Annotated in this window: 14 protein-coding genes; 11 read left to right on the top strand and 3 right to left on the bottom strand. The window is 69.2% G+C overall.

Translation table 11 applies throughout. The annotated features are described in order from the left end of the window. Positions 1-118 precede the first annotated feature (118 nt). The 7 genes from BN159_RS37825 to BN159_RS37795 all read left to right on the top strand — a co-directional run bounded on the left by BN159_RS37825 (position 119) and on the right by BN159_RS37795 (position 7,270). The gene (locus BN159_RS37825; RefSeq protein WP_015662334.1) at positions 119-988 is read left to right on the top strand and encodes an adenine nucleotide alpha hydrolase family protein; all 870 of its coding nucleotides are present in this window, start codon (positions 119-121) and stop codon (positions 986-988) included. Then, positions 985-2,250, top strand: a complete 1,266-nt coding sequence (locus BN159_RS37820) for a DNA cytosine methyltransferase (RefSeq protein WP_015662333.1) — start codon at positions 985-987, stop codon at positions 2,248-2,250. The genes BN159_RS37825 and BN159_RS37820 overlap by 4 nt, the downstream gene beginning before the upstream one ends. Continuing rightward, complete coding sequence (locus tag BN159_RS37815) at positions 2,250-3,365, top strand: DnaB-like helicase N-terminal domain-containing protein (protein WP_015662332.1); 1,116 nt, start codon at positions 2,250-2,252, stop codon at positions 3,363-3,365. Before BN159_RS37820 ends, BN159_RS37815 begins: the two co-directional genes overlap by 1 nt. A gap of 54 nt (positions 3,366-3,419) precedes the next feature. Next, positions 3,420-4,106 (top strand): hypothetical protein, encoded by a 687-nt coding sequence (locus tag BN159_RS45900; RefSeq protein WP_015662331.1) that lies wholly within the window; start codon positions 3,420-3,422, stop codon positions 4,104-4,106. A 503-nt stretch (positions 4,107-4,609) separates the two neighbouring features. Continuing rightward, entirely contained in the window at positions 4,610-5,602 is a 993-nt protein-coding gene (locus BN159_RS43025) for a DUF4436 domain-containing protein (protein ID WP_015662330.1), read from the top strand. A gap of 146 nt (positions 5,603-5,748) precedes the next feature. Next, positions 5,749-6,279 (top strand): DUF317 domain-containing protein, encoded by a 531-nt coding sequence (locus BN159_RS37800; RefSeq protein WP_408055024.1) that lies wholly within the window; start codon positions 5,749-5,751, stop codon positions 6,277-6,279. A gap of 151 nt (positions 6,280-6,430) precedes the next feature. After that, on the top strand, positions 6,431-7,270 hold the full coding sequence (locus BN159_RS37795) for a hypothetical protein (protein ID WP_015662328.1): 840 nt from the start codon (positions 6,431-6,433) through the stop codon (positions 7,268-7,270). On the opposite strand, the gene BN159_RS37790 is transcribed toward BN159_RS37795, so the two are convergent. From BN159_RS37790 to BN159_RS46325, 3 genes are read right to left on the bottom strand one after another with little or no spacing between them, the layout of a single operon-like run. Next, positions 7,258-8,064, bottom strand: coding sequence for an aldo/keto reductase (locus BN159_RS37790; protein WP_041820430.1), 807 nt, complete (start codon positions 8,062-8,064; stop codon positions 7,258-7,260). The genes BN159_RS37795 and BN159_RS37790 overlap by 13 nt on opposite strands. Further along, positions 7,974-9,185 carry a JmjC domain-containing protein gene (locus BN159_RS37785; RefSeq protein WP_015662326.1) on the bottom strand — a complete coding sequence of 404 codons (1,212 nt, stop codon included), beginning with the start codon at positions 9,183-9,185 and terminating at the stop codon, positions 7,974-7,976. Before BN159_RS37785 ends, BN159_RS37790 begins: the two co-directional genes overlap by 91 nt. 9 nt (positions 9,186-9,194) lie before the next feature. Continuing rightward, positions 9,195-9,371 carry a hypothetical protein gene (locus BN159_RS46325; RefSeq protein WP_015662325.1) on the bottom strand — a complete coding sequence of 59 codons (177 nt, stop codon included), beginning with the start codon at positions 9,369-9,371 and terminating at the stop codon, positions 9,195-9,197. A 672-nt stretch (positions 9,372-10,043) separates the two neighbouring features. Between BN159_RS46325 and pglW the strand changes: the two genes are divergently transcribed. The 4 genes from pglW to pglZ are packed head-to-tail and all read left to right on the top strand — an operon-like array spanning position 10,044 to position 25,324. After that, positions 10,044-14,753 (top strand): BREX system serine/threonine kinase PglW, encoded by a 4,710-nt coding sequence (gene pglW, locus BN159_RS37780; protein WP_015662324.1) that lies wholly within the window; start codon positions 10,044-10,046, stop codon positions 14,751-14,753. A gap of 50 nt (positions 14,754-14,803) precedes the next feature. Beyond that, complete coding sequence (pglX, locus tag BN159_RS37775) at positions 14,804-18,523, top strand: BREX-2 system adenine-specific DNA-methyltransferase PglX (protein ID WP_015662323.1); 3,720 nt, start codon at positions 14,804-14,806, stop codon at positions 18,521-18,523. Between the two features lie 25 nt (positions 18,524-18,548). Next, the gene (gene pglY, locus BN159_RS37770) at positions 18,549-22,451 is read left to right on the top strand and encodes a BREX-2 system ATPase PglY (protein ID WP_015662322.1); all 3,903 of its coding nucleotides are present in this window, start codon (positions 18,549-18,551) and stop codon (positions 22,449-22,451) included. After that, on the top strand, positions 22,451-25,324 hold the full coding sequence (gene pglZ / locus BN159_RS37765) for a BREX-2 system phosphatase PglZ (RefSeq protein ID WP_015662321.1): 2,874 nt from the start codon (positions 22,451-22,453) through the stop codon (positions 25,322-25,324). The genes pglY and pglZ overlap by 1 nt, the downstream gene beginning before the upstream one ends. Positions 25,325-25,332: the final 8 nt, after the last annotated feature.

Raw genomic sequence — 25,332 nt, 5'->3', positions numbered from 1 at the left:
CCCCGCCGCTGACCGACCCGCCCACGGACAGCGCCCCGCCCACCGCAAGGACGCCCTCATCTCCGCCAGCCCCGTATTCCGATCCATATCGCTCGGTGCCGGAATTCAATCCAGCGCCATGCTCGCCCTGTCAGCCGAGGGAATTCTCCCCAAGGTCGACTACGCCATTTTTGCGGACACAGGATGGGAACCAAACGCCGTGTACTCGCACCTCGACCGCCTGGAGCAGGAGGTGGCAAAACCAGCAGGTATACCCATTCTGCGCGTAACGTCCGGGAACATTCGAAACGATGCACTCGACCCTGATCACAGATTCGCCTCAATGCCGCTCTACATTCTCAATCAGGACGGTAAGGCCGGGATGACCAGAAGGCAATGCACAGGCGAATATAAGATAAAGCCGATCAAGAAGCAGGTTCGCGAACTCCTCGGCTACCCCTACCCAGCCCGCATTCCGCGAGACGTGTTCGTGGAACAGTGGGTGGGCATCTCCACCGATGAATTCCACCGCGCCAAGGACGCGGACGTGAAGTACATGCGCAACCGACACCCGCTCATCGACATGGGCTGGTCGCGCAAAGACTGCATCCGCTATCTATCTTCTCTCGGATTGGCCGATACGCCGAAATCAAGCTGCCTTGGATGCCCATTTCACGGTAACGCCCAGTGGCGAAATATCCGCGACAACTCCCCTGCCGAGTGGGCAGATGTGGTGGAATTCGACGCCGCCATCCGCAAGGGAAACGCCCGCGCCAACGCCACCGGCAACCGCCTGCTCGGCGAGGCATTCCTGCACCGCTCACGCATCCCGCTGAGCGAAGCCCCGATCGACCACGTCACCGCCGCCGAATGGGCAGCGCTGCAGCAGGAACTCGGCGCCGAAGAAGACGCCGAGCAACTGGAAGAGGGCGTAACCGACGGGTGCTCTCCCTGGACCTGTCGAGGTGAAATCGCCGCCACGCAAGACGACTTCGGGCTGGCCACGTGATCGTGCTCGACCTGTTCGCGGGGCCCGGCGGCTGGAGCCACGCATTGGCCGTGCTCGGCGTGCGGGACATCGGACTGGAATGGGACGAGTGGGCCTGCAAGACCCGTGCTGCACAAGGCCAGTTGACGGTCCGGACCGATGTGGCGATGTACCCGGTCTGGCCGTTCCTCGGGAAGACCACCGGGCTCATCGCCAGCCCGCCCTGCCAGGCGTGGTCGATGGCCGGCAAGCGCCTCGGCCTCCTCGACCAGCCGCTCGTCCACCAGGCCGTTGCCGACCTCTCCACCGGACGCGACACCCGCGAACAGCTGCTGGCCTCCTGCCGCGACGAGCGCTCGCTGCTCGCCGCCGAGCCCATGCGCTACCTGCACGCTCTGAACCAGCACGGCCAACCCGAATGGGTCGCGATGGAGGAGGTGCCCGACGTCCTGCCGCTGTGGCGCCAATACGCCGCGATCCTGCGCAGCTGGGGGTACTCGGTCTGGACCGGCATCCTCAATGCGGCGGATTACGGAGTGCCTCAGACGCGGCGCCGGGCGATCCTTCTCGCCTCGCGCACCCGCACCGCCGAGCCGCCACCGCCCACGCACGCCAAGGCCGCCGAGCCCGAGTCGCTGTTCGGGCCGGGCCGCGCGCAGTGGGTGTCCATGGCCGAGGCCCTCGGCTGGGGCGCCACCGACCGGCCCGTCCCGACCGTGTGCGCCGGCGGAGGACCCGGCGGCGGCCCCGAGCCCTTCCCCTCCGGCTCCCGCAAGACGCTCACCGACGCCCGCGACCGCGGGGCCTGGAAGCCCCAGAGGTCCCTCGTCCTGCAGTCCCGAGGCGAAGGCGCCGGGGGCATTGCCCGGCACGGAGCCAGGGAGAACCGGCCGGCCGGCACTCCTGCCCCGACACTTGCCGGCGAAGTACCTCGATGGTCGTGGTCGCTGCGCAGCAACAACCAGGCGAACGCGACTGTACGCCGGGCCGACCAGCCCGCCGGGACGCTGTTCTTCGGTCATCGTGCGAACGAATGCGTCTGGGTTGCCGAACCTGCTCCCGGCGGCACGGACGAGGAGCGCCCGGCGCCGGAGTCCATCCGGATCACCGCGCAGGAGGCTGGCCTGCTGCAGACCTTCCCCGCCGACTACCGCTGGGCCGGGAACAAGGGGCAGCAGTTCTCCCAGATCGGCAACGCCGTGCCACCTCGCCTCGCCGCCCACCTGCTGGCCCCGCACCTCGGCAAGACCCTGAGCCCCGACGACTTCACCCTGGCCGCCTGATGCCCCAGCCCACCGACCCTCACGAGGACCGCCTGGACGACCTGCCCCCTGCCCGGCCGGTGCACTACGCCGAGCAGGCCCTGCTCGGCGCGCTCCTCCTGGACCCGCACCGGCTCACCGAGATCGGCGACCTGGACGCGAGCCAGTTCGGCAACCATGCTCACGGCGCCCTCTTCAAGGCCATGCGCACGGCGCCCCCGCCCGACCCGCAGACCCACCGCTCCGATCCCGCCTGGCTGAATACCGTGCTCGACACGGCGCGCCCCCATGCACCCGGGCTGACCGCCTCCTATCTCCACACCCTCATCCAGGTCTGTCCCTGGCCGAAGCACGCGCCGACGTACGCGCGGATGATCCGGGCCGATCACGCCCGGCGCACCCTGCTCATGCACGCCGAACGCCTCGCCCAGACCGCAACCGACACCACCTTGCCCAACCCGGCGGCCACCACCCTGGCCCAGGCCGACACGCTCGGACAGTTCCTGGACACGCTCGCCGGACAGTTCGCCCCTCACCGCGGCTCCCCGCCGCGCACCGTGGTGCCGGGCACCCCTGCCGGGCACAGCAGCGAAGAAGCCCTCGACGAGGAACGGCTGCTCCTCGCGACGGCCACCGCGTATCCGGCAGAGGTGAAGGACATGCGCTGGCTACAGCCCGACGACTTCACGCTGCCCCTGCACGCCGCGGTGTGGCAGTGCCTGACCGCCCTGGTGCACAACGGGGAGCCCGTGGACCCGGTCACCGTGCTCTGGGAAGCCCAGCACCGCGGTCTCCTCGCCGACGGACTCGACCCCAGCGACCTCATCGCACTGGTCTCCACACCCGTCGGCTCCGCCGAACACTGGGGGGAGCGAGTGCTTCAACGCGCCTTGCTGGCCCGCGCATTCGACGTCGGCAACCGCATCACCGCCTACGCCCAGGATCCGGCCAACACGCCGTATCAGCTGGTCACCGGCAGTCGCCGCGCCCTGGCCGACCTCCATGCCCTGCGAACCCGATGGCAGCGCAGCACCACCCCCGCACCGCCCGCGCCGCGCACACCACGTAGCCCGGCCGCCTCACGGGCCGGCCCGCCACCACGAGCCATCGCCCCCGGCGCACGAGCACTCCGATGACCCCGCCGGCTCTGGCTGGCCCCGCTCCGGCCGGAGCCGTGAATCGAGAACAACTTGCCGCACCCCGAAGAAGACCTGCACGTATCCCTCGACCTGCTAAACGACCGCCCCAGCGCTGTCACGGCCCTCCTCACCGGCACCCCCACGCACACCGTGCGGGCCCTGCTCGCCCGGCACGGCTACGAACCCCTCGACGCCACGACGATGGTCATGGCCCGCATCGACCGCGAGGAAGCGCACTACGCCGAACAGGCCGCACGCGCCCTGCGCGCCGCGGGCGTCACCGTGGACATCACGCCCCAGCTGCGCGAAGAGATCGACACCGAATGGACCTGGGCCGACTGCCCTATGCCCTGGTGTTCGCGCGAAGAGATCCGCGAGGTCTCCAACGACGCCCAGCAGATCTACGACGACATCCGCCACGGCCGACTGATCATCCACGCCCACGCCCACGACGGCTGGACCATCGTCGCCGTCGGCACCTACCGCGACGGCCCGAGCATCCACCTCCACGGTGAAAACCACCTGCGCATGGAAGCAGGGCCAGTACGACAACCCGGCAAAGGCCATCGCCGAGTTCGAACGGCTCTACGGCGACGCCGTACGCCCCGGCCCCGCCCCGGCCACCAGCACCGAACGCGAGGCAGAACAGGCACGCACCCCGTCAGTGCCCGCTGCGGTCGACACCGAACCGACCCCAACAACGGCCGAACCCGTAGAGGTACAGGCCGCCGACGCTGACGACCACGAAGCGCTCCTCAAGGACTTCCTCGACTCCCATGAAGAGTGGGAGAAGTGGCGCACCTTCCCTGTTGAATCAGCGTGTTGAAGCTGATTCAACAGGGGTGGTTCTGTGCCAGGTTGGCGTACGTACTGGGTTTGCAACACCGGGTGGTGTCTGGCCGAATACCGATCCTGACGCGCTGGGAGGACCATCCGATTCGTCGCCGGACTGCCAGTGCGGTGTGCCCGAGCACGACAGGTGCCTGCTTCCTTGCCTTCCTCCCTAGTGACTCCCGCCGCGCGGCCTGCGCCTCGACCGGCTGTACACCCGAAGGTCTGACGCAGGGAGGTCCTGGCCGGCCTAGTCGTCGCCCTCCCGCTGATCCCGGGGGCGATCTCGTTCTCGATCAACGCTGGTGTGATGGGGCAGTTTCGGGTGGCGTTCGCCCGCTTGTCCAGATCGGAGGCGTCAGGGTGCGCGCCTCCGGGGCTTCGGAGGTGGCAGTCCGTAGGTTCGGATCATGACGTGGAAGAACGAGTCGTCGCTGGGCGATGTCCTCGCGGCCTCCGTATCCGTAGCCGCCGTGCTGGTCGCGATGTACCAACTTCTGCGCCCACGCCGTGACTTAATCACAGAGCGGCGCGCAGACTTACTCCTCGACCAACTTGCGGAGGGCCGGTTCTTCCGAACCATGTGCGTCACGATCAGCGTTCTACTGATCGCCTTCATCTGCGCAGCGGCAGGTGTAATGCTGTATGCACACGAGCGTGACAGCCGCCGCCAGGTCCTCGTGGGGGACGCCTCATCCCCGAATCGGCTTGATGTCGAGGTAACGGTGCAGAAGGTCGACGCCGCCAACCACCAACTGACCATGCGAGTGCTGGCCGTCCCACACGGATCAGTTGGCGGTAACGAGATCCCAGCCCACGACCTTGTCCTCTACACCACTTCCCTGTTCAAGACCGACCTCACGTACACGGCTGGACGGATCATCTCCGCCCAGGACATCACTGCCAGCCTGGTCGGCGGGACCATCTCTGACTACCCCTACGACCGCTACAGCACAACGATCGCGTTCGCTGCCACATCCCAGGCCACCCCGCTGCCGGTCTCCGTGTCACTCACCAACGAGGACCCTTCCTTCCACCTCACTGCCCTCAACTCAGCCGGAGACCAGCACTTCGTCGTCGGCCTGGAGGGACACGTTGCCCGCTCACGCGGCACACTGATCCTCGCCGGGATCATGGTCGTAGCCATGTGGGTACTCGGCCTCGCCGTCGCGAGCGCAGCGGGCATCATCATTAGCCGCTGCTTGGGCCTGGTCTGGTCCGCCATGGGTTGGATGGCCGCCACCCTCTTCGCTCTAGTCGGCCTGCGCAACGCCGCACCCGGCAGCCCACCCATCGGCTCTCAGTTCGACTACGCCTCGTTCTTCTGGGTCGAACTCGTCATCATCCTCAGCATCGCCGTCGTCGCCGTGCATGGCATTCGCACCCCAGACGCCCACCAATGAAGGCATGCAGCAATGCCAAGATTCGACACGCTGGACTTGATCGGGAACGGACCTGGTCCGACGACACCACCCACGCGATCCACGAATCACAGACCCTGCGCATCGAGCGTGTCCACGAAGCCCATCCTCGCGAGACCGCCTGGACCGTGGCCGCGTACGAGACACCCGTCTCGGACCGAATGTGGCACCTGACCGCGACCGCCTCCACTCCCGCGCCCGTGCTCCAGACACTGCTGCGCCACCTTGCCGAAGGCGACGGCTGGGACACAGTCCTCGACGGTCCCGTCGATGAGAAGACCGTCACCGCCTCCACCAAGCCGCTCACCTATGCCGGATGGAAGCACACCGTCGACGGACGCTGGATCCGCTGGACGAACCTGTCCGGCGACGCCGGCGTCCAGTTCGATGCTTTCGCCGCCCAGAAACCGGACAGCCCCCTGGCCACGTGGACTGTGTGGGCTGGCCCCAGCATCGACCAGCCCACCTGGACGCTCACGGCGTCCCTTCGCACCCCCAGCTCGTTGCTCGCTGACCTCACCGCAGACCTCGTCCACGGAACCGGCACCCGACGCACCAATGCCGCCCCGCGCCCCCGCAGTGTCCAACTCCGGCCCTCGCCGCCAGCCATCTCCCCGACAACGGCCAAGCACACAAGCAGCTTCAGCCGCGGGCTCTGAACCGAACACGAGCGAATATGCCGCTGATGCCTTCCGCGGGCAGCCCTGCGCCTCGTGAGTCCTGCTTTGCATCTGTTCGGCAGCGGTGGCCTGCTACGCATTGCCCCGAATCTCCCTCGCAACGTGGCTGGGACTTGGTACGTTCGGGCGTATGACACCGCGTCCAGTGGATCTGCGCAAGGAACCCGTGGAAGCCGTGCTGGACCGTGTCGAACGGTCGCTTGGGGTGAGCCTGAGCCGGGAGACAGTAGTGCGTAAGCGCCGGTCTCTGGGCGCGCGTACGGACCGCAATACCTGGGTGCGGATCGAGCGGCGCGGACTCGATCGGATCGGGGTCCAGGGAGGGGACGGCACCGCGTCCGCCGAGGCCCTTCGCGGGATCGCGAAGCCGGCCTGGCTCACAGGCGTCGCGTGGCGGGACGACAGAGAGCCGGTGATGTGGCGGGCGGACGAGACGGAGCTGCTGCCGGCGTCGCCGGTGAGCAGCGCCGTAGTAGCGGAGGATCCACAACTGCCCGAGGAGTGGTGGAACGCGCTGAGCACCTCGCTGGATGGTCTGGCCGCGCAGCACACAAACCGCATCGCAACACCAGACACCGAGACCCTCACCCAGAAACTGGTCACAGGAACGATCCACAGCGTGTTCCCCGGCGTCGATACGGCCGTGACCGAATGGCGGCCGGCCCATGCGGATTTCAACTGGGCGAATATCACGGCGCCGGTCTTCTGCGTGTTCGATTGGGAGGACTGGGGCATGGCCCCCCGCGGCCTGGACGCCGCAAGTCTGTGGGGGGCCTCCCTTGCCGTCCCGGCTCTGGCCGACCGCGTCCGCAGCGAACGGCGTGAGGATCTGGAGAGCCGGGACGGCATGCTGATGACGCTGTTCGTCGCCGCGAAGATCCTCGGCCCTTACGCCGATCCTGAGGACCCCCGCCTGGTCCCCGCGCGGAAGACGGCGGAGCAGCTGCTGCAGGAACTTCAGGTGGACTGACGGGCTTTGAGTAGCTGTCTGTACTCCCGGACCACGTTCTCGTCGACCTCGTATGTCAGGGCCTCGGTCAGCTCCCGCAGATGGTCAGCGTCGTCCGTGCCGACCGCGACCGCGTCGACCCGGGGCAGGCTGTAGGAGGATCGGAAGGCAGCTTGGATCTTCGTGGCCGAGGGGGCGTTTCGCAGGAAGATCCTCGGATCGAAGCGTTCCCAAACCGCCTCGACCGTACTGCCGCCGAAGGGGCTCATGCCCCACGCCTGCGACGGGCACCACCGCATGGCCAGGGCCTCGGCCGCTTCAAGGACGTCCATCCCGACCAGCAACCCCGCTCGGACCATAAGGACATCAGGGCATGGCACGTCGAAGTCCATAAGCAGGCGCGGATCCCAGGTCGAGACGCCCCAGGAACGGCAGAGCCCGGCCTGTGCGGCATCTGCCAGGACCGTGCACGCCTGTGCCAGCGTTTCGGCGTCGGGTGCCGAGTGCTCTGGGTTGTGGAGAAGTACCAGATCAGGCTCCCGCCCGAGGTCCGTGACGGCTTGCTCGGCGGCTGCCCGGAGCCGGGCGGGAGCGAGGCTGTGTCCCTCGGGGAAGAACCCGACCTTGGTGGAGACCGAGAATTTCGGCAGAAGATCGCCGGCCGTCGTCTTCAGGACCTCGTGGGAACGATGGCGGAGGTAATTGGACGCGGTGTCGAGGCGTGTTACACCGAGGTCGGCGGCTGCTTCGAGTAGGTCACGGGCGTGACCAGACCGGTGTAGCCCGAGGACGATGGTTCCGTCAGCGGTTCGCACAGCCCCTCCGTGATCAGCAAGTCGGCCAAAGTGATGACGTCATCGGGGGCGCCGTCGAGGTAGACCGGGTGACCCGACAAGAGCGCACGCAGGCTTGGTTCTGCGCGCTCGTGGAAGGTCAGCCGCTTGCCGCCACCGCACACCTGGACGGTGTCACCGGAGCGGACGATGGAGGGCTCGAACTCGGTGACGGCCGCGACTCCGTCCGGCCGCCCGAAGGCGGCCACGTTCGGCATGTGGCGTGCGGGCGGGGTGCTGGAACGCAGTTCGTCCAGGTACCGCTCCGGGCTGTAGGTGGCGGCCAGGGCGCTGAGCTTGTCCACCAGCACCTGGTGTGCGGTGCCCTGGGCTCCCTCCAGGTCGTGGCGGAACCCTTCGTCGGCGCGGGCGGCATCAGAGAGGAAGTTGGCCCAGGTGACACCGGTCCGTTTGGTGAACCCGAACGTCACGTGCAGGGAGTGGCCACCAGCCCCCGAGCCGAGGCGGGTCGCGGTGTGCCAGAAGCCTCGTGGGATGTGCATGACGTCTCCGGCCCGCATCGTGCCCTTCCACAGCGCTTCCTCGGAGGGCGTGCGGTTGCGTTCCGCGTCGCGGTACATCGGCGCAGGCCGCGACGGGCCGCGCACTTCCCACGACTTCTCGCCCGAAAGCTGCACGGCGATGACCTCGTGGTCGTCCCAGTGCAGATGGAATCCGTCGGTGTCACCGACCGCGAGGTAGGCGTTGGCAGAGGTGAGTTCGCTGGACCACCAGCCCAGGGCCCGGCAGGCGACTTCCAGTGTCGGGTCGAAGAAGTCCACATGATCCAGGACTACGGTGCCGCCGTCGTTGAGGATTCGTCCGAGGGCCGCCATGTCCGCCTGGCTCACGGCCTGCCTTCGCCGGTTGACGTTGGTGGACAGGAACGTGGACGGGTGTACTTCGTCGCCATTGGCATAACAGCGCAGCTGTGGATTGGACAGATGGCGGCGCTTGATCAGGTCCAGCAGTCTGAGCGGGGTCAACAGCCGTGCGGGCAGATCCGGGTCCGTGAGACGGCCGCGCGCGAACGCGGTCCCCACGGAACCCGGCCCGTCCCAGCCGAGAGCCTTCTCGATGTGGCTGACGAGCCGGTGCTCCATGGGTTCCCCTTACTCCTTCGGGAGGTTCAGGTCGCGGTTCTCGCCGTCGTCTCCCGCGCTGTTCTGCGAGCTGGTGATGTCGGACCGCTCGGACTCGCTGCGGTCGTGCGCGGTCGCCAGCTCTTCCACGGCGATCAGCAGCGCGGGGCTGGTCCCCGCCACCTGTGTGGATGACCTGTCTGCCATCGAGCTCTCCTCTCAGTTCTCAAGCCCAGCTCCGGGCGAGCGTCTGAGTTAACCCGCGCCCACCGCACGGCAGTAGGGCCGGATTCGGACAGTGCTGCAGGATGCCCTCACCCCTTATCAGGGGAGGAGAGTGTCGAGCGCCTGGTTCCCCCCAGGCGACTTCCTGGTCTGGGGTGGCGGAAGGAGTGTGGTTCATCGACTGGGCTGTGAGCGAGAGCAAGCGTGACAACCACGGCGCTCACCATGGCGGCGAAAGGCAGGCCATCGGAGCCCCTGTCAGGCGGGGCGACATGGCGTGGGGCCGCCAGCCTCCTCGGAGCCGATGTGCTCGTCGACCAGGTCACCCTGGGCGAGCGACCTCACCCGGCGTGGGAATCTCGTCCTCATCGCTGATCCGCCGCTTTCTTGCGAACGTGTACCCCAGCCTCACCGCGGGCCCACCCCCCTGACGCCGAGGTCCTCCTCGCCAAGTTCGCCCCTGCCCACGTCCGCGCTCCGCGCGACAAAATCCGGGCCTGACCCGCGGGTGCTCTGGCTTAGTGAGCTGATCCCTGGGATCGCTGTCAGTCCCGACCTTTAGGATTCTTTGCGAGGGTTCAACCGGGCCTCCTGATCGCATCGACAGGAATACGGTGGGCGTTCGCGCACCAGCAGACACAGACGGGGGGCGGCATGCGGGAAGGCCGGTGGACGACGGTCACCGAGTCTGAGTACGAGCACGAACGCCGCGGTCTCGACGCGATCCGTCGGCGTCTGCCGGACGAGGAGCCGTGGCGTGCCTGGTCGAACTTCACGTTCACCGCGGCCAGCGGTCACGTACGTGAGATCGATCTTCTGGTGACGGCGCCGGCCGGGGTGTTCTTGATCGAGCTGAAGGACTGGCACGGCTCGGTGCACGGCGGCGGCAACGACTGGGTGCAGACCACGCCCGGCGGGACCATGCGCCGACACGGCAATCCGCTGCATCTGGCGAACCGCAAGGCCAAGGAGCTGTCGGGGCTGGTCAACGGCAGCACCCGCACGAGGATCTGGGTTGGCGAGGCGGTCTGCTTCACCGACGACAGGCTGAGCGTGAACCTTCCGGCCGCCGACATGAACGGCGTGTTCACGATCAAACAGCTGGTGGAGATGCTGGCCGAGCCGCCGTCCGACGCCCGGCACCGGATCACGGCCGAGACCTCCCGCCAGGTCGACTCCGCCATGAAGAGACTGGGCATCGCACCGATCCGCCGGCAGTACGAGGTCGGCGGCTACCTCCTCGACGCCAAAGCCTTCGACTCCGGGCCCACCTGGGCCGACTACCAGGGCCGGCACTCCCAGCTGCACGATCTGGCACGGGTGCGGATCTTCCTCAGCGAGCGGGGCGCATCCGACGACGAGCGCCGCTCGGTGGAGCGGGCCGCCGCCCGTGAGGCCATGGTGCTCAGCCGGTTCCGGCACCCAGGCGCGGTGCAGCTGAAGACCTATCTGCCGTCGGGACATCCGGCTGGCCCGGCGATCCTGTTCGACTACCACCCTGAGACGCTGCGCCTGGACGACTATCTGGTCGAGCACGGGCAAGGGCTGGATCTGGGGGGCCGCCTAGCCCTGGTGCGCCAGCTCGCCGAGACGGTGCGCTCGGCGCACTCCCGGCGGGTTCACCACCGCACGCTGTCGGCGCACGCCGTGCATGTCGTGCCGCGCGACCGCGGCCCGCAGGGGCGGGAGCTCGGCGAGGAGCAGCGCTGGTTGCGGCCGTGGCTGCAGATCGCGGACTGGCAGATCGCCAGCGGGCAGAGCACCAGCAATGGCCGGCCGCTGACCTTGGCGCCCACCCATCTGTCCCGTTCTCACGTCTCGGAGCAGGCCGACCCCTATCTGGCTCCTGAGCTGCGCCTTCCGAAGGCCGATCCGGTGCGCCTGGATGTCTACGGGCTGGGCGTGCTCGCGTATCTGCTGGTCACCGGGCAGGCTCCGGGGGCGAACCAGAACGAGGTCCTGGCGCACCTGGAGGCTGGTGGGAGTCTGCGCCCCAGCGCACTGGTCGACGGGCTCCACCCGGACATCGACGATCTGGTCGAAGCGTCCACCGCGTATGAGCCGGGTCGGCGGCTGTCCACGGTCGACGACTTCCTGGAGATGCTGGAGTACGTCGAGGAGGCGTTCGCCGACGAGCCCGCAGCCGATGAGGCAAAGGCCGCGGGCGGGAACGGAAGCGGGGCCGGCGACAGCGGTCCGGCATCCGCCGGCGACCAGCAGGAGCCTGAGAAGGATCCGCTGGAGGCTGTGGCCGGGGATTTGCTGGCCGGTCGATGGGAGGTCGTGCGCCGGCTCGGTACGGGCTCGACGTCGCGCGCGTTCCTTGTGCGGGACCTGGAGGGCGAGCCGCGGCGGAGCGGGGCCCTGCCGGTGGCGGTGCTGAAGGTCGCGCTGAGCGAGGCCAAGCACGCGATCCTGGACCGGGAGGCCGCGGTCCTGGGCCGTATCCACCGGGACTCCAGCATCATCTCGCTGTACGAGCCGGAGCCGCTCACGCTGGCCGACCGCCGGGTCCTGGTCCTGGAGTACGTGGGCGACACCCGGGAGCCAAGGGAGCAGGACGCAGGTGCCGGCAAGGGGCCGCGCCGCCGTGAAGACACCGTCGCACGCCAGCTGCGGGACAACGGCCGCCTCGGCATGGACCAGTTGGAGGCGTACGGGAAGTACCTGTTCGGTGCGGTGGAGCACCTGGAGGCCGAGGGGATCTGGCACCGGGACCTCAAGCCGGACAACATCGCAATCCGGATCCGCCCCAACGGCACACGGCAGCTGGTGCTGATCGACTTCTCGCTCGCGGGGTATCCGGCCAAGGAGATCGAGGCGGGCACCGAGGGGTATCTCGACCCCTTCATGGGGATCGTCACTCGCGGCTCGTACGACGGGCACGCCGAGCGGTACGCGCTGGCGGTGACGCTGCACGAGATGGCGTCGAACGAGCTGCCGCGCTGGGGCAACGGCTCGGTCACCGCCCGGCAGACGGACCCGGAGAAGTGGCCGTACCCGCACCTCGCCGCCGACGCCTTCGAGCCGGCTGTCCGGGACGGCCTGGTGACCTTCTTCCGCAAGGCGCTGGCACGGGATGTAAAGGACCGTTTCCCGGACCTGAAGCCGATGGAGCGGGCCTGGCAGCGCATCTTCCTGGACGCGCAGCGCACGACGGCACCGAGCAGCGGCCACGCCGAGAAGTCCGGGCGCGGTGCGGACAACGCCGGGGCCTCGTCCGGCGCGGCAACCGGGCCTGCTGCGGTTGAGACGGCAGGCCCGCGGATCGGGCGGGAGGACGACGACGCCCTGGCCGAGCAGGTCCGCGACCAGCAGGCCGAGCGCGCCGACCGGAGCACACCGCTGTCGGTCGCTGGTCTGACGCTCTCGGCGCAGTCGCAGCTGTTCGCGATGGGGCTGAACACCGTCGGGGACGTCCTGGAGTACTCGGCGCGAAAGTTCCTCACCGCGCCGGGCATGGGCTCGCGCACCCGGGAGGAGATCCAGCGCCGGCAGAAGGAGTGGAACGCCCGCCTGGGCAAGGTGGCCCCCGCACCATTGAGCCCGGAAGCCCGTAAGGCGGCCGGCCAGGAGCTCTCGGAGCTGGAGCAGGCCGTCGCCGATTCGGTCGCTTCCATCGGCGGGGACGTGAGCGATCCGCTGGTGCTCGGCCGACTGAGCCTGGACGCACTCGCCTCCCGCCTGGTGCCCAAGCCGTCCGGCGGCAGTGCCCGGTCCAACGCCACCGAGCGGGAGGCGGTCCGGCTGCTGCTGCGCCTACCGAACGAGGAGGGCATTCTGCCGGACGGGCTGCCCTGGGTCCGGCAGCGGGACGTCGCCGAGGCGCTGGGGCTGACGGCGGGGCGTATCCCGCAGATCGTGAAGAAGGCCCGCGAGCGCTGGTTCAACGACCCGGCCCTGGGACTGCTGCGCGAGCAGGTGGTGGAGTTGCTCGCCGAGCGCGGCCGGGTGGTGCCGGCCGTCGAGCTCGCCGACGCGCTGATCGCCCGGCGGGGCACCCAGCTCGCGGAGCGGCGTGACAGGCGCGCTCTTGCTCTGTCTGTCCTGCGCGCGGTAGTAGAGCGGGAGAGTTACGACAACGAGTCCCCGCAGCTCTTCCGCTACTTCCACGCCCGGATGCCGCAGGGCGCCGAGCCGGTCCTCGGGCTGTTCGCCCTGGATGTCCGGGAGGGCGTCGACGGCCCGGACACCCCAACGCTCCCCGCCATGCAGGCGTACGCGCTAAGTCTCGGCGTCCGAGCCGACAAGCTGGCGGCGCTGGAGTCGCTGCCGACGGCGAGCACGGTGCTCACCGATCTGGACGCGGTGCGCCGCCCGCCCGGGAGCCTGGGCTGGGACGAACGGCGCACCGCCGAGATCGCGGTCGCCGCCTCCACCCTGGCCGCGCTCACCCCACGTCTGGAGATCTATCCGCGCGACCTGAGCCTGGTGCGCGCGCTGCGCATCACCCAGGCCGGTGTGGTCGCCGTGCAGCCGGGCGTCGAAGAGGACCGGCAGCCGGGCCTTACGGTAGACGCCCTGCACAAGCGGGTCACCACCCGCTTCCCCGAGCTGGGCACCGACCCGCTGGCCCCGCGCGAGCTGCCCACCGGCAGCGCCCTGGTCCGCGACCTGAAGCAGGCCGGCTTCGAACTGAAGCTGGCCACCCGCTACGACGGAGTGCTCCGGCTGGTCCCGGACCGCCCGGCCGGGGATGCCAGCACTGGGCTGACCTCGGCAAGCTGGGGCGCCTCCGCGGCACGACGGTCCGCGCCGACCCGGTACGACGAGGACGCCGCGGTCGCCGCCGCCGTCAAGGCCGAGCAGCGGCTCGCGCACTCCGCACGACAGGACGGCTTCCGAGTGCTGACCGTGCCACAGCGCCGGGCAGAGGAGGCGGTACGGCTTCTGACCGAGGCCCCCTACCGGGCTCGGCCGCTGTCAATGACCGGACTGTTCGTCGCGGAGCTGCGACGTGTGGTGAGCGAGGCGGCCCGTCCGACCTGGGAGACTGTGCTGAAGGCAGACGCCGCCGAAACCGGCAGCCGGGCCCACCAGCAGCTGCGTATCCGCACCGACAAGGCGTGGGGGCGCATCGAGCCGAAACTGCGGGAGCGGCTGGCGGCCGGGCGGGACGACGGCCCGCTACTGCTCACCGACACTGCGGTCCTCGCCCGGTACGACGCGTTCGACCTGCTCGGGCGGCTCGCGGAGGAGGCACGGCAGGGCGGCAGCCCGCTGTGGCTGCTCGTCGCGCAGTCCGACCCAGCGCGGGCGCCGCGGCTGGCCGGACAGAGCGTGCCGTACCAGGCCGGCTTCGACGAGTGGATCGTCGTGCCGGACGCGTGGGTGGCGCGCAGGCATCTGGTCCCGGACGCCTGAAACCGTTCTCATTCGTATTTGCTACGTCTCACTTCATACAGGAGCTGTTCGTGATCGACCGCAAGGGCCTCCTCGCCGATCTGCAGAAGCAGGTCAAGGCGGCGGAGACCGACCTTGAGCAGCAGGTAAAGGCTGTCCCCGAGGTCGGGGCGCGGCTGCGGAGCGAGTATGACCAGGCCCGGAAGCTGGGGCGTACGGCGGCGACGTGGAATGCGTGGCTCGGGGAGCGGGTCACGCAGGTCGCGGTGGCCTGGGTGCTCGGCACGGTCTTCGTGCGGTTCAGCGAGGACAACGGGCTGATCCCCGAGCCGTACATCACCGCGCCCGACGTGGCCGGACGGGAGATCGCACAGGCTCGGTACGAGGAGTACCTGGAGAGGGACGCCGACCCGACCTACCGGGGCTGGCTGGAGGCCGCCTTCGCCGAACTGGGCGCCGGACAGGCCGGACGGCTGCTGTTCGACCCCAATCACAACCCCCTGTTCCAGATCCCACTGTCGCACGACGGGGCGGGCTCGCTACTGGCGTTCTGGCGGGAGCAGCGGGTCGACGAGGGCGATCGTGACGGTGATGTGGTGCACGTGCTCGTGCACAACTTCAGCGACCCGCTGAGCGAAGACGGCACCGAGGGCTGGGACACCCGGTTCCTCGGCGACCTGTACCAGGACCTCAGTGAGGCCGCCCGCAAGACGTACGCGCTGTTGCAGACGCCGGAGTTCGTGGAGGAGTTCATCCTCGACCGAACGATGACGCCAGCAGTCCGCGAGTTCGGCTTCGAAGAGCTGAAGATGATCGACCCGACCTGCGGGTCCGGGCACTTCGTCCTCGGCACCTTCCGTCGGCTGGTGCGGATGTTGGCCGAACAGCGGCCCGAAGTTGGCCCGTACGAGCGGGTACGGGCGGCGCTGGAGTCGGTTCACGGGGTGGACCTAAACCCGTTCGCGGTCGCTGTGGCACGCTTCCGGCTCCTGGTCGCGGCGATGGCCGCGAGCGGCATCCGGACCTTCGTGGGGGCGCGGGCGTACGAGTGGCCGATCCAGCTCGCGGTCGGCGACTCACTCATCAAGGACCGACAGTTGGAGCTGGAGTTGCAGCTCGGGTTCGGGGATGACGGGCCAACCGGTGACCCGCTGGCCGATTTCTCGTACGCGACGGAGGACGTGCACGAGTACGAGCGGATCCTGGAGCCTGGGCGGTACCACGTCGTGGTCGGCAACCCGCCGTACATCACGGTCAAGGACAAGGGGCTGAACCAGCTCTACCGAGAGCTGTACGACGCGTGCGCGGGAACTTATGCGCTGTCCGTACCTTTCGCCCAGCGGTTCTTCGAACTCGCCAAGCGGGGCGGGGCCGACGGCGAGGGCTACGGCATGGTCGGCCAGATCACGGCAAACTCTTTCATGAAGCGTGAATTCGGCACCAGGCTCATCGAGGAGTACTTCGCGCACAAGGTCGAACTCACCGAGGTGATCGACACGTCGGGTGCGTACATCCCGGGACACGGGACACCGACGGTGATCCTTGTGGGACGGCCGCGGAGCGGATCGAAGCGGCAGGCAACGATCCGAACGGTGCGGAGCGTCCAAGGGGAGCCCTCTGCACCGGAGAAGGCCGAGGAGGGGTTGGTCTGGCGAGCCATCGTCAACCAGATCGAGAGCCCCGGTACCGCAGGCCAGTGGGTGTCGGTTGGTGACTTGTCACGCGACCGATACTTCAATCGGCAGCCATGGATCCTTGCGGACGGCGGCCTCGAAATGAACGAGGCCATCGGCGAGGCTGGCTCAGCGACTCTGGCACAGGTCTGCCAGAACATCGGATTCAACTGCGTTACGCGTGAAGATGACGCCTACATGTTGGGCATGGAAGCGGCACGCAGGCTTCGGGTACCTGACGCACACATTCGAACACTGCATGGTGGTGGCTCGATTCGCGACTGGCAGAAGAACGACGGGGTGGGCACAGTCTTCCCGTACCGGGAAGAGGACCGTAAAGCCGGGATTTCGGATACCGTCGAGCGCCTGCTGTGGCCCAGCCGCACTCCCCTGCGGCTTCGTCGCGCCCTATCGGGCACACAGGAAGAGCAAGGGCTCGAATGGTTTGAGTACTCAAGCTTCAATCCGCAGCGTTACTGGTCGGAACTTCTGATCGCATTCCCATTCGTTGCAACACATTGCAGCTTTACCTTGCGACGCGATCGTGATGGATTCATCCGCACCGCCCCCGTAATCATGTTGCAAGAGGGAGCGACCGAGGAAGAATATGTTCGACTGCTCGGGCTGCTCAATAGTTCCACTGCCGGGTTCTGGCTCAAGATGGTGAGCCATGACAAGGGTAGCCAGGGCGTCAATGAGGGCTACAAGTCACAGGCATGGGAACGCTTCTACGAGTTCACCGGAACTAAGCTCCAAGAGTTCCCTCTCCCTTCTGAATACCCCACCGCCCTCGCCACTGAACTCGACGCCTGCGCCCAGCGACTCTCCGCTACAACCCCCGCCGCGCTCGTGGCTGAGGCCGTCCCTACCGCCGCCGCCCTCCGCGAGGCTGAGGCCCGCTACACCTCCCTCCGCGCCCACATGATTGCGCTCCAGGAGGAGCTGGACTGGCAGGTGTACTCCCTCTACAGCCTGCATTCCGAGGACCTGCGCCTCCCCGACGACGCCGCCGTCCCCGAACTCGCCCTAGGCGAGCGCGCCTTCGAGATCGTGCTCGCACGGCGAGTGGAGGCCGGCGAAGCGAGTGGCGAGTGGTTCAATCGGCATGGGTCGACGCCGATCACCGAAATCCCGGCGCACTGGCCCGCCGAGTATCGGGCGCTCGTGCAGCAGCGGATCGACGTGATCGAGTCGAATCGGGCCATCGGAATGGTCGAGCGCCCCGAGTACAAGCGGCGCTGGGCCACCGACGGCTGGGACGCCATGCGGCAGAAGGCCCTGCGCTCCTGGCTGCTCAACCGGATCGAGGACCGCGCGCGCTGGTTCGACGAGCAGGGCAACCCAACCGTCACCACTCTCGCCCGGCTCGCCGAAAGTCTGTCCACCGACGAGGACTTCACCGCCGTCGCCGAGCTGTACGCGCCCCGGCAAGACCTGACGAAGACCGTCCGCGAGCTGCTCTCCGAGGAGCACGTCCCGTTCGTGTCCGCGCTGCGCTACAAACCCGCCGGACTGAAGAAGCGCGCGGACTGGGAGCACGTCTGGGAGCTTCAGCGGGAGGAGGACGCCGCGCCCGATGAGCCCGCCAAGCGGAGGATCCGTGAGCGGACGCCGGTACCGCCGAAGTACACCTCCGCCGACTTCCTGAAGCCGAGCTACTGGCGCGCCCGGGGCAAACTCGATGTGCCCAAAGAGCGGTTCGTTTCGTACAGCACGGTCAATGTCCAGTCGCCCGAGCTGTACGGGTGGGCCGGCTGGGACCATCTGGAGCAGGCCCTGGCCCTTGCCTCGTACGTGCAGCAGGCCGGGCTCGGCGAGGAGGAGATCGTGCCGTACCTGGCGGGACTGCTGGAGCTGCAGCCCTGGCTGGACCAGTGGTACGGCGAGTACGACCCGGAGTTCGGGGCCTCGCCGGCCGCCGAGATCCTGGCGTTCCGGCAGCAGAAGCAGGGCGAGCTCGGGCTGACCGACGACACCCTGCGCGCCTGGCGCCCCGCAGCTGCCACGCGCGGGCGCGGCGCCGCGAAGAAGGCCGCCGCGCCGAGGAAGACCACCGCCGCGCAGACCCCGGCCGACGAACTCCTGGCAGAGTCCGGCACCCCCACCGAGTCCGACTGATCAGGGCGAGGAGCAGACACACACCATGGCGTTCATGAGCAGGAACACCCCTCGCCCCGAGGACCGTCCGCTGCTGCGCGAGCTGATCGACATCCCGGAGTCGGTGTCCACCTCCGACTTCGTGCTGAAGCTGAGCGAGGCGGTCACCCCCGAGGGCGCCGAGGCTGCGCTGAGGGAGTACGTCGTAACCGACCGGCTGGTCGGCAACTTCGGCGAGGCGCTGGATCTGATCAAGTCGGCGTTGGACAGCCACTCCTCGAAGGCTGCCTACCTGCACGGCTCGTTCGGTTCCGGTAAGTCGCACTTCATGGCGGTGCTGTACGCGCTGCTGTCGGGCAACCCGGCGGCGCGGACGCGCGCGGAGCTCGACCCGGTGCGCGCACAGCACTCCTGGCTGGACGCCGGCGACCGCAGGTTCCTGCTGGTGCCGTACCACATGCTGGGGGCCAAGTCCCTGGAGCAGCGGGTGCTCGGCCGGTATGTGGAGCATGTGCGCAAGCTGCACCCGGGGTGCCCACTTCCGCAGGTGTATCTGACCGAGGGGCTCTTCGAGGACTTCGACCAGCTGCGCCGGCGCAACGGGGACGAGTGGGTGATAGCGCAGCTCGCCGATGCGGGGGACGGGCTGGAGGACGAGTGGGGCGAGTCCTTCAGCTGGACTACTGAGCTGCTCGATACGGCAGTGAGCGCGCCCGAGGAGCACGAGAACACCAAGCAGCTCGACCTGGACAACCCCTCCACGCCGCGCGAGCTGCGGGCCCGTCTCGTACAGGATCTGACCCAGACGCTGTTCCCGTCGTTCGCGCGGAGCGCGTCCGAGGACGCCGACGGGTTCGTCTCGCTGGACAGGGGGCTCGGCATCATCGCCGCGCACGCCAAGGCGCTCAACTACGACGGGCTCGTCCTGTTCATGGACGAGCTGATCCTTTGGCTGGCCTCGCGGATCCACGACCAGAAGTTCGTCTCCCGTGAGGCCGACAAGATCACGAACTTCGTGGAGGGCGGCGACGAACGGCGTGCCATCCCGGTGGTGTCGTTCATCGCCCGCCAGCGCGATCTGCGGGAGCTGGTCGGCGAGGAGATGTCGGGGGCAGCTGAGGCCGCCGTGCAGGACAGCCTGAAGCTCAGTGGCGGACGCTTCGACAAGATCGTCCTTGAGGACCGTAACCTGCCGCAGATCGCCCGGGCCCGTGTGCTCCGGCCCGTCGACGCCGCGGCCGAGGCAAAGGTGGAGGGTGCGTTCACCGAGGCCAAGAAGCTCGGGCCGGACATCTGGGACACTCTGCTCGGGCACGACAAGTCCACCACCGGCGCGGACGAGGACGCCTTCCGCAAGACGTACCCGTTTCCGCCGGCGTTCATGGACACGCTGGTCCACATCTCCTCGGCGCTGCAGCGCTCCCGTACCGGCCTGAAGCTGATGAGCCAGCTGCTCGTCGACCACCGCGACGACTGGCGCCTCGGTCAGCTCGTACCGCTGGGCGATCTGTATCCGGCGATCGCGGGTGGCGGTGACAAGGCGTTCAGCGGCGAGACCCATGTCCACTTCGAGGCCGCCGACAAGCTTTACCGCGACAAGCTCCGCCCGTACCTGCTCAAGAGCAATCAGGTCACCGAGGACCAGGTCGAGGCGTACCGGCGTGATCCGTCGAGCCTGGGCGATCCGCAACTCGCCGCTCGCTGTCGCGACTTCACCGGTGACAGCCGGCTGCTGCAGACCCTGCTGCTGTCCGCGCTCGCGCCCAGCGTGCCCGCGCTCGCCGATCTCACCCTGGCCCGGCTGCACGCCCTCAACCACGGCTCTATCACCACCCGCATCGCGGGCACCGAGGTCGGCCGTCTGGAGCAGAAGGCCAAGGAATGGGCGGCAACCTTCCCTGAGATCAAGGTCGTTGGTACAGGACCGGGCGCGGTGGTCCGTCTTGAGCTCACCGGCGTTGACCTGGACGCTGTGCTTGCCAACGCCCAGGTACACAACAATCAGGCCAGTCGGCGGGCGAAGATGCGTGCCTTGCTCAAGGAGGCGCTTGGCGTCACTGACGGGCCCGGCGGTTTCGACCCGTACGACGTGCTCGAAGTGGTGTGGAAGGGCACCGAGCGGCAGGTCGAGGTGGTCTTCGGCAATGTCGCCGAGGCCGACTCACTGCCCGAGTCGACCCTGCGGCCCAGCCAGGACGACGCCTGGCGGCTCGTCGTCGACTTCCCGTACGACGAGGGTGAGTTCGGGCCGATGGACGACCTGCAGCGGCTGCGTACCCTGCGTGAGAGGCCGGGAGGTGAGTGCCGAACCCTGGCCTGGCTGCCGACGCACTTGACCGACGCGGTGCGTGGTGACTTCGAGCGGCTCGTGGTCATCGACAAGGCGCTCGCCGACGAGGCCCGCTTCGACTCCGACTTCGCGCGCAGTCTCAACGCCGACGACAAGGCCCGCGCCAAGGGCATGCTGAAGTCGCAACTCGCCATCCTCACCGAGCGGGTCCATCAGGCACTGCGGCAGGCGTACGGGCTGGCGCAGAAGCAGGAAGGCGTCGTCGACCTCAGCTTCGACACCCATCTGGTCGCCCAGCAAGAGGTCGCCGACCTGCGCCTCCCCCTGGGGGCGCCGCTGGACGCCGCAGCCCGCGAGCTGACCGGCAAGCTGCTTGCCCACCAGTACCCAGCCCACCCCGACCTGGACCCCGAGGGCACTGGCAAGCCCGTCAGGCCGGCCGAGATCAGGACCGTCTTCGGGTACGTCCGCAAGGCCGCCGAGCACCGTGACGGACAGGTCGAGGTCGAGGCCAAGGACCGTAAGGTCATGGCCCGAATCGCCGGCGGCCTCGGGCTCGGTGTGATGCGGGAGGCGTACTACCGGCAGGCGAGCCTGTGGGCCGACCACTTCAACACCCAGGCGAGGCGGGACGCTGTCGCCGAGCCGACGCTGGTCAGGCTCTCCGACTGGACCGACCTTCCCGAGCCGCGCGGACTGCCCGAGCCACTGCGGCGGCTGCTCGCCGCCGCCTACGCCGAGATGACCGACCGGGTGTGGGTACGCGGCGGTGTGCCCGTCGAGCCCGCGCCCGCGCCGCACGAGCTGAAGCCGGAGTTCGCGCTGCGCGAGCAGCAACTGCCTGGCGAAAGTGACTGGGAGGAGGCGCGTCAGAGGTTCGAGACGGTGTTCGGGGGCGTGGCGCCGCAGCTGCGGCGCGGGCGGATCGTCAACCAGTTCGCGGGCCAGATCAGGCAGGCCGCGAGCGGGCTCGCCCAGGACGCCGGGCGGCTGGTCACGGAGCTGGAGAAGCACCGCAGCTTCCTCCAGCTGACCGACGACTCGCCCCGGCTCGTCCTGGCCCGGCAGGCTCAGGAGCTCGTCAGGCGGGTCACGGAGGCGGGCATTGACGCCAGGAGCGTGGTGGACCGGCTCGCCCATTTCGACCTCGCAGACTTCACCGCACACCGGCACGGGATGTCCCTGAAGAGCGCGGGGAAGGTCGCCAACGCGCTGCAGAACACCAGTTGGGACCATCTGGGCCTGGCGTCCACCGCCGGTGTGGAGGGCGAGGCCGTCCTGGCGCGGATGCGGGAGGCGGCAGCGGGTGACCCCGGTGACTATCCCGACCTGCCCGGGGTGCTGAGCGCCTGCGGCAGGGAGGTGGTGGCGCTGCTGAGGTCCCGGCAGGCCCCGCCCGCACAGCCCGAGGCGCCCGCCATCCCGGCGGCGCCGAGCTCCGAGAGTGTGGACCTGGGCGGCGGCTCCGCACATCCGCAGGTGTTGCCGGAGCCGCCACAGCAGCCGGGCCCGCGCACCGGCTCGCGCACCGTCGCCCGTTCCGGCGGCGGGCGGACTACCGCCGCCCGGGCCGCCGCCGAACTCCAGGCGGAGATCGCGGCACTCGCGGCCGCACACCCGGACGCCGTGGTCGAGATCGTGTGGAAGGTCGTCGACTGATGTCCGAAGCAGTGACCACCGCGCCCCAAACCGCAGGACCCGCCCGGCTGTCCGCCGGGACGGTCCGCCAGTACCTGGCCGCCCGCAGCCGGATCGGTGACGGTGCGGTTCGCGTCCTGCTGCTGCGGGCCGCCCCCGTCTGGGACGCTCCCACCGTGCAGCGCACAGCGGGCGGCCTGCAGGCGCAGGTCGCCGTCGCGCCGTCCGTACTGGCCGTGCACGAGCTGATCCTGGGCCATCTGGATGCGGCCACCCCGCCCGACCCCGGGGTCCTGGTCGTCCTCACCAACTGCGAGGACACCGACCTCGACCCCGGACTGCTCGCCCGGGTCTATGGCGGTCGCATCCGGTCGGTCGACAACTGGGAAGTGGTTCGGGAGGCGTTCGACGCGCGCGGGATCGACGGGCGGCTGCGCGGCGAGAGCTGGGCGGCCGAGGCGCTCATGGACGCCGCGGCCACCCGCGGCTGGCCCTCGCTCGGAAAGGGGCTGCTCTCCCGCGACGAGGCCCTCACCCGGCTGGCCAGACGCCGGCTGCGCCTGACCCGCCAGGACACCGACGCGCTGGGCGCACCGGCCACGCACGACGACGGCGACCGTATCGACGCCGTCGCCCTGTTCCGCTGGACCCTCACCCCCGGCGGCCCCGACCTGCTGCGCGACCTGCGCGGACCGGAACGCGCGGGCCTTGCCGCCTTCCTTGGCGAACCCGAGCAGGCCGGCTCCGCCAGCCGGATCATCACCGCCCTGGTGGACGCCGAGCACGGGGCCGACGCGGCGGCGTACGCGGTCGTGTGCGCTGCCCTGTGGGGGCATGCGGAGGCCGACCACGACCTGTACCGGGCGCGTGGGCGCGCCGAGCGGTGGCTGGGCGAGAAACCGCCCGCCCAGGGGGACGACCTCGACCGGCTCCTTGCCTCCTTCGCTCACAGCGGCGAGGAGTACGTGCGGGGACTGCTCGACAGGGGCGAGCACCGGCTCGCCGACCCGGTCCTGAACCGGGCCGCGCAGCTCGTCACCCAGTTCGGTGCGCAAAGTGCAGCCGCGGCAAGCCCGCTGCTCGCCGACGGCCTCGACGCGCGCTTCACCGCCGCCGGCCGCGCCCTGGCAGAGGGCGGCACGCAGAAGATCAACGACGCCGTCACCGCGCTGGCCGAGCACGCCCTGGCCTCCGTCGACACCAGCCCCGTCCGCGTCGAGCGGGTGAAGATGGCGGCACGATTGCAGCGCTGGCTCGCCTGCCGCCCCACGTCCGAAGTCCCCTCCGTGGCCAAGGGCATCACCCGCCAGATCCGCGAACTGGGCTGGGTAGACCGGGCCCTGGAACACCTGGAGGCCGGCGGTGACACAGACAGCGTGCTCGCCGACGCGTACAGCCGGATCGGCGAACAGGTACGCAGCGAGCGCCGGGCCCTGGACCACGCGTTCTCCGAGCGGCTCGCGGTGTGGACGGCGGACGGCACCGCGCCCGGCACCATGCTCACCGTCGAGAGCTTCCTGGACCGGGTGGTCGCTCCTTTGGTGGCCTCGCCCGGGCACCGAGTCCTGCTGCTGCTCGTGGACGGGATGAGCGCGGCGATAGCGGCCGAGCTCGGCGAGGAGCTGCGCGCCCACTGGTCGGAGTACGACCCTCTGCCGGAGCCCGCCGGGGCACCGGCCCGGCGGGCGGTGGCCGCGGCGCTGCCCACCCTCACCACCGTCTCGCGCACCTCGCTGTTCGCCGGCACCCTGATGAAGGGCGACCAGAGCGACGAGAAGCGGCTCTTCCCCCAGCAACCCTGCTGGAAGGGGGCCCCGGCGGCGATCTTCCACAAGGACGACCTGCGCGGCCCCGACACAGGCTCGCCGTTCTCCACCGCCCTCACCGAAGCTCTCGCCGACGAGCGCACCCACGTCGCGGTCGTCCTCAACACCGTCGACGACCGGCTCGGCAAGGAGCAGAAGCTCGGCGACGGCGCTTGGCGGATCAAGGAGATCGGCGGCCTGGAGCCACTGCTGCGGGCCGCCCGAGCGGGCGGCATGACCGTACTGCTCACCTCCGACCACGGGCATGTGATCGAACGGCGCGGCAACAGAGCCGACGCCCCCGCAGGCAGCGTCGCCTCGGCCCGCCACCGGCTGCCCGGCGGTCCCCTCGCCCCGGCAGAGATCGAACTGTCCGGCCCCCGGGTGGTCTGGCCTGAGCCCGGTGCACGGATCGTCGCGCTGCGCGAGCACGACGCCCGCTACACGGCGATGAAGGCCGGTTACCACGGCGGGGCCACCCTCGCCGAGTTCACCATCCCGCTTCTCGCCCTGCTGCCGTTCGGCGCCGAACCGCCCACGGGCTGGCGGGAACTGGGTGACCCGTCACCCGCGTGGTGGGACGAGCGCGCCGAAGGCACAGACATTCCGGTGCCAGGCGCCGCAGGGGCCGGCATTGGGACCGAGGCCGCCGACGTACGGCCGCGCCGCAAGCAGACGAAGAAGACCCCCGCCCCGGCGGAGCCGACCATGGCTCTCTTCGAAGAGGAGCAGGCGGCCCCGGCCGCACCACAGGACTCCGCCTCCGCCGCCGCATCCAGCGACCCGGCCACCGCCCTGGTGGAGCGCCTCATGGCCACCGAGCTGTACCAGGCACAGCTCGGGCTGCTGGCCCGCAAGCCACAGGGCAAGGCGGTACCGAAGGCTCTGGTCGCCCTGGTCGAGACGGGCACCCTGACGATGACCGCGCTGGCCGAACGCGCGGGCCAGCCAGCCACCCGCGCACCCGGCTTCGCCGCGACGCTGGCCCAGCTCCTCAACTACGACGGCGCCCAGATCCTGGAGATCCTCCCCGACAACCGCACGCTGCGCCTGCACCGGGCCCAGCTGATCGACCAGTTCGGGCTGTGAGGCAGGGC

Origin of the sequence: Streptomyces davaonensis JCM 4913 (assembly GCF_000349325.1) — a bacterium.
Classification (GTDB): Bacteria; Actinomycetota; Actinomycetes; order Streptomycetales; family Streptomycetaceae; genus Streptomyces; species Streptomyces davaonensis.
This window is presented reverse-complemented; position numbering and strand designations above follow the sequence as displayed.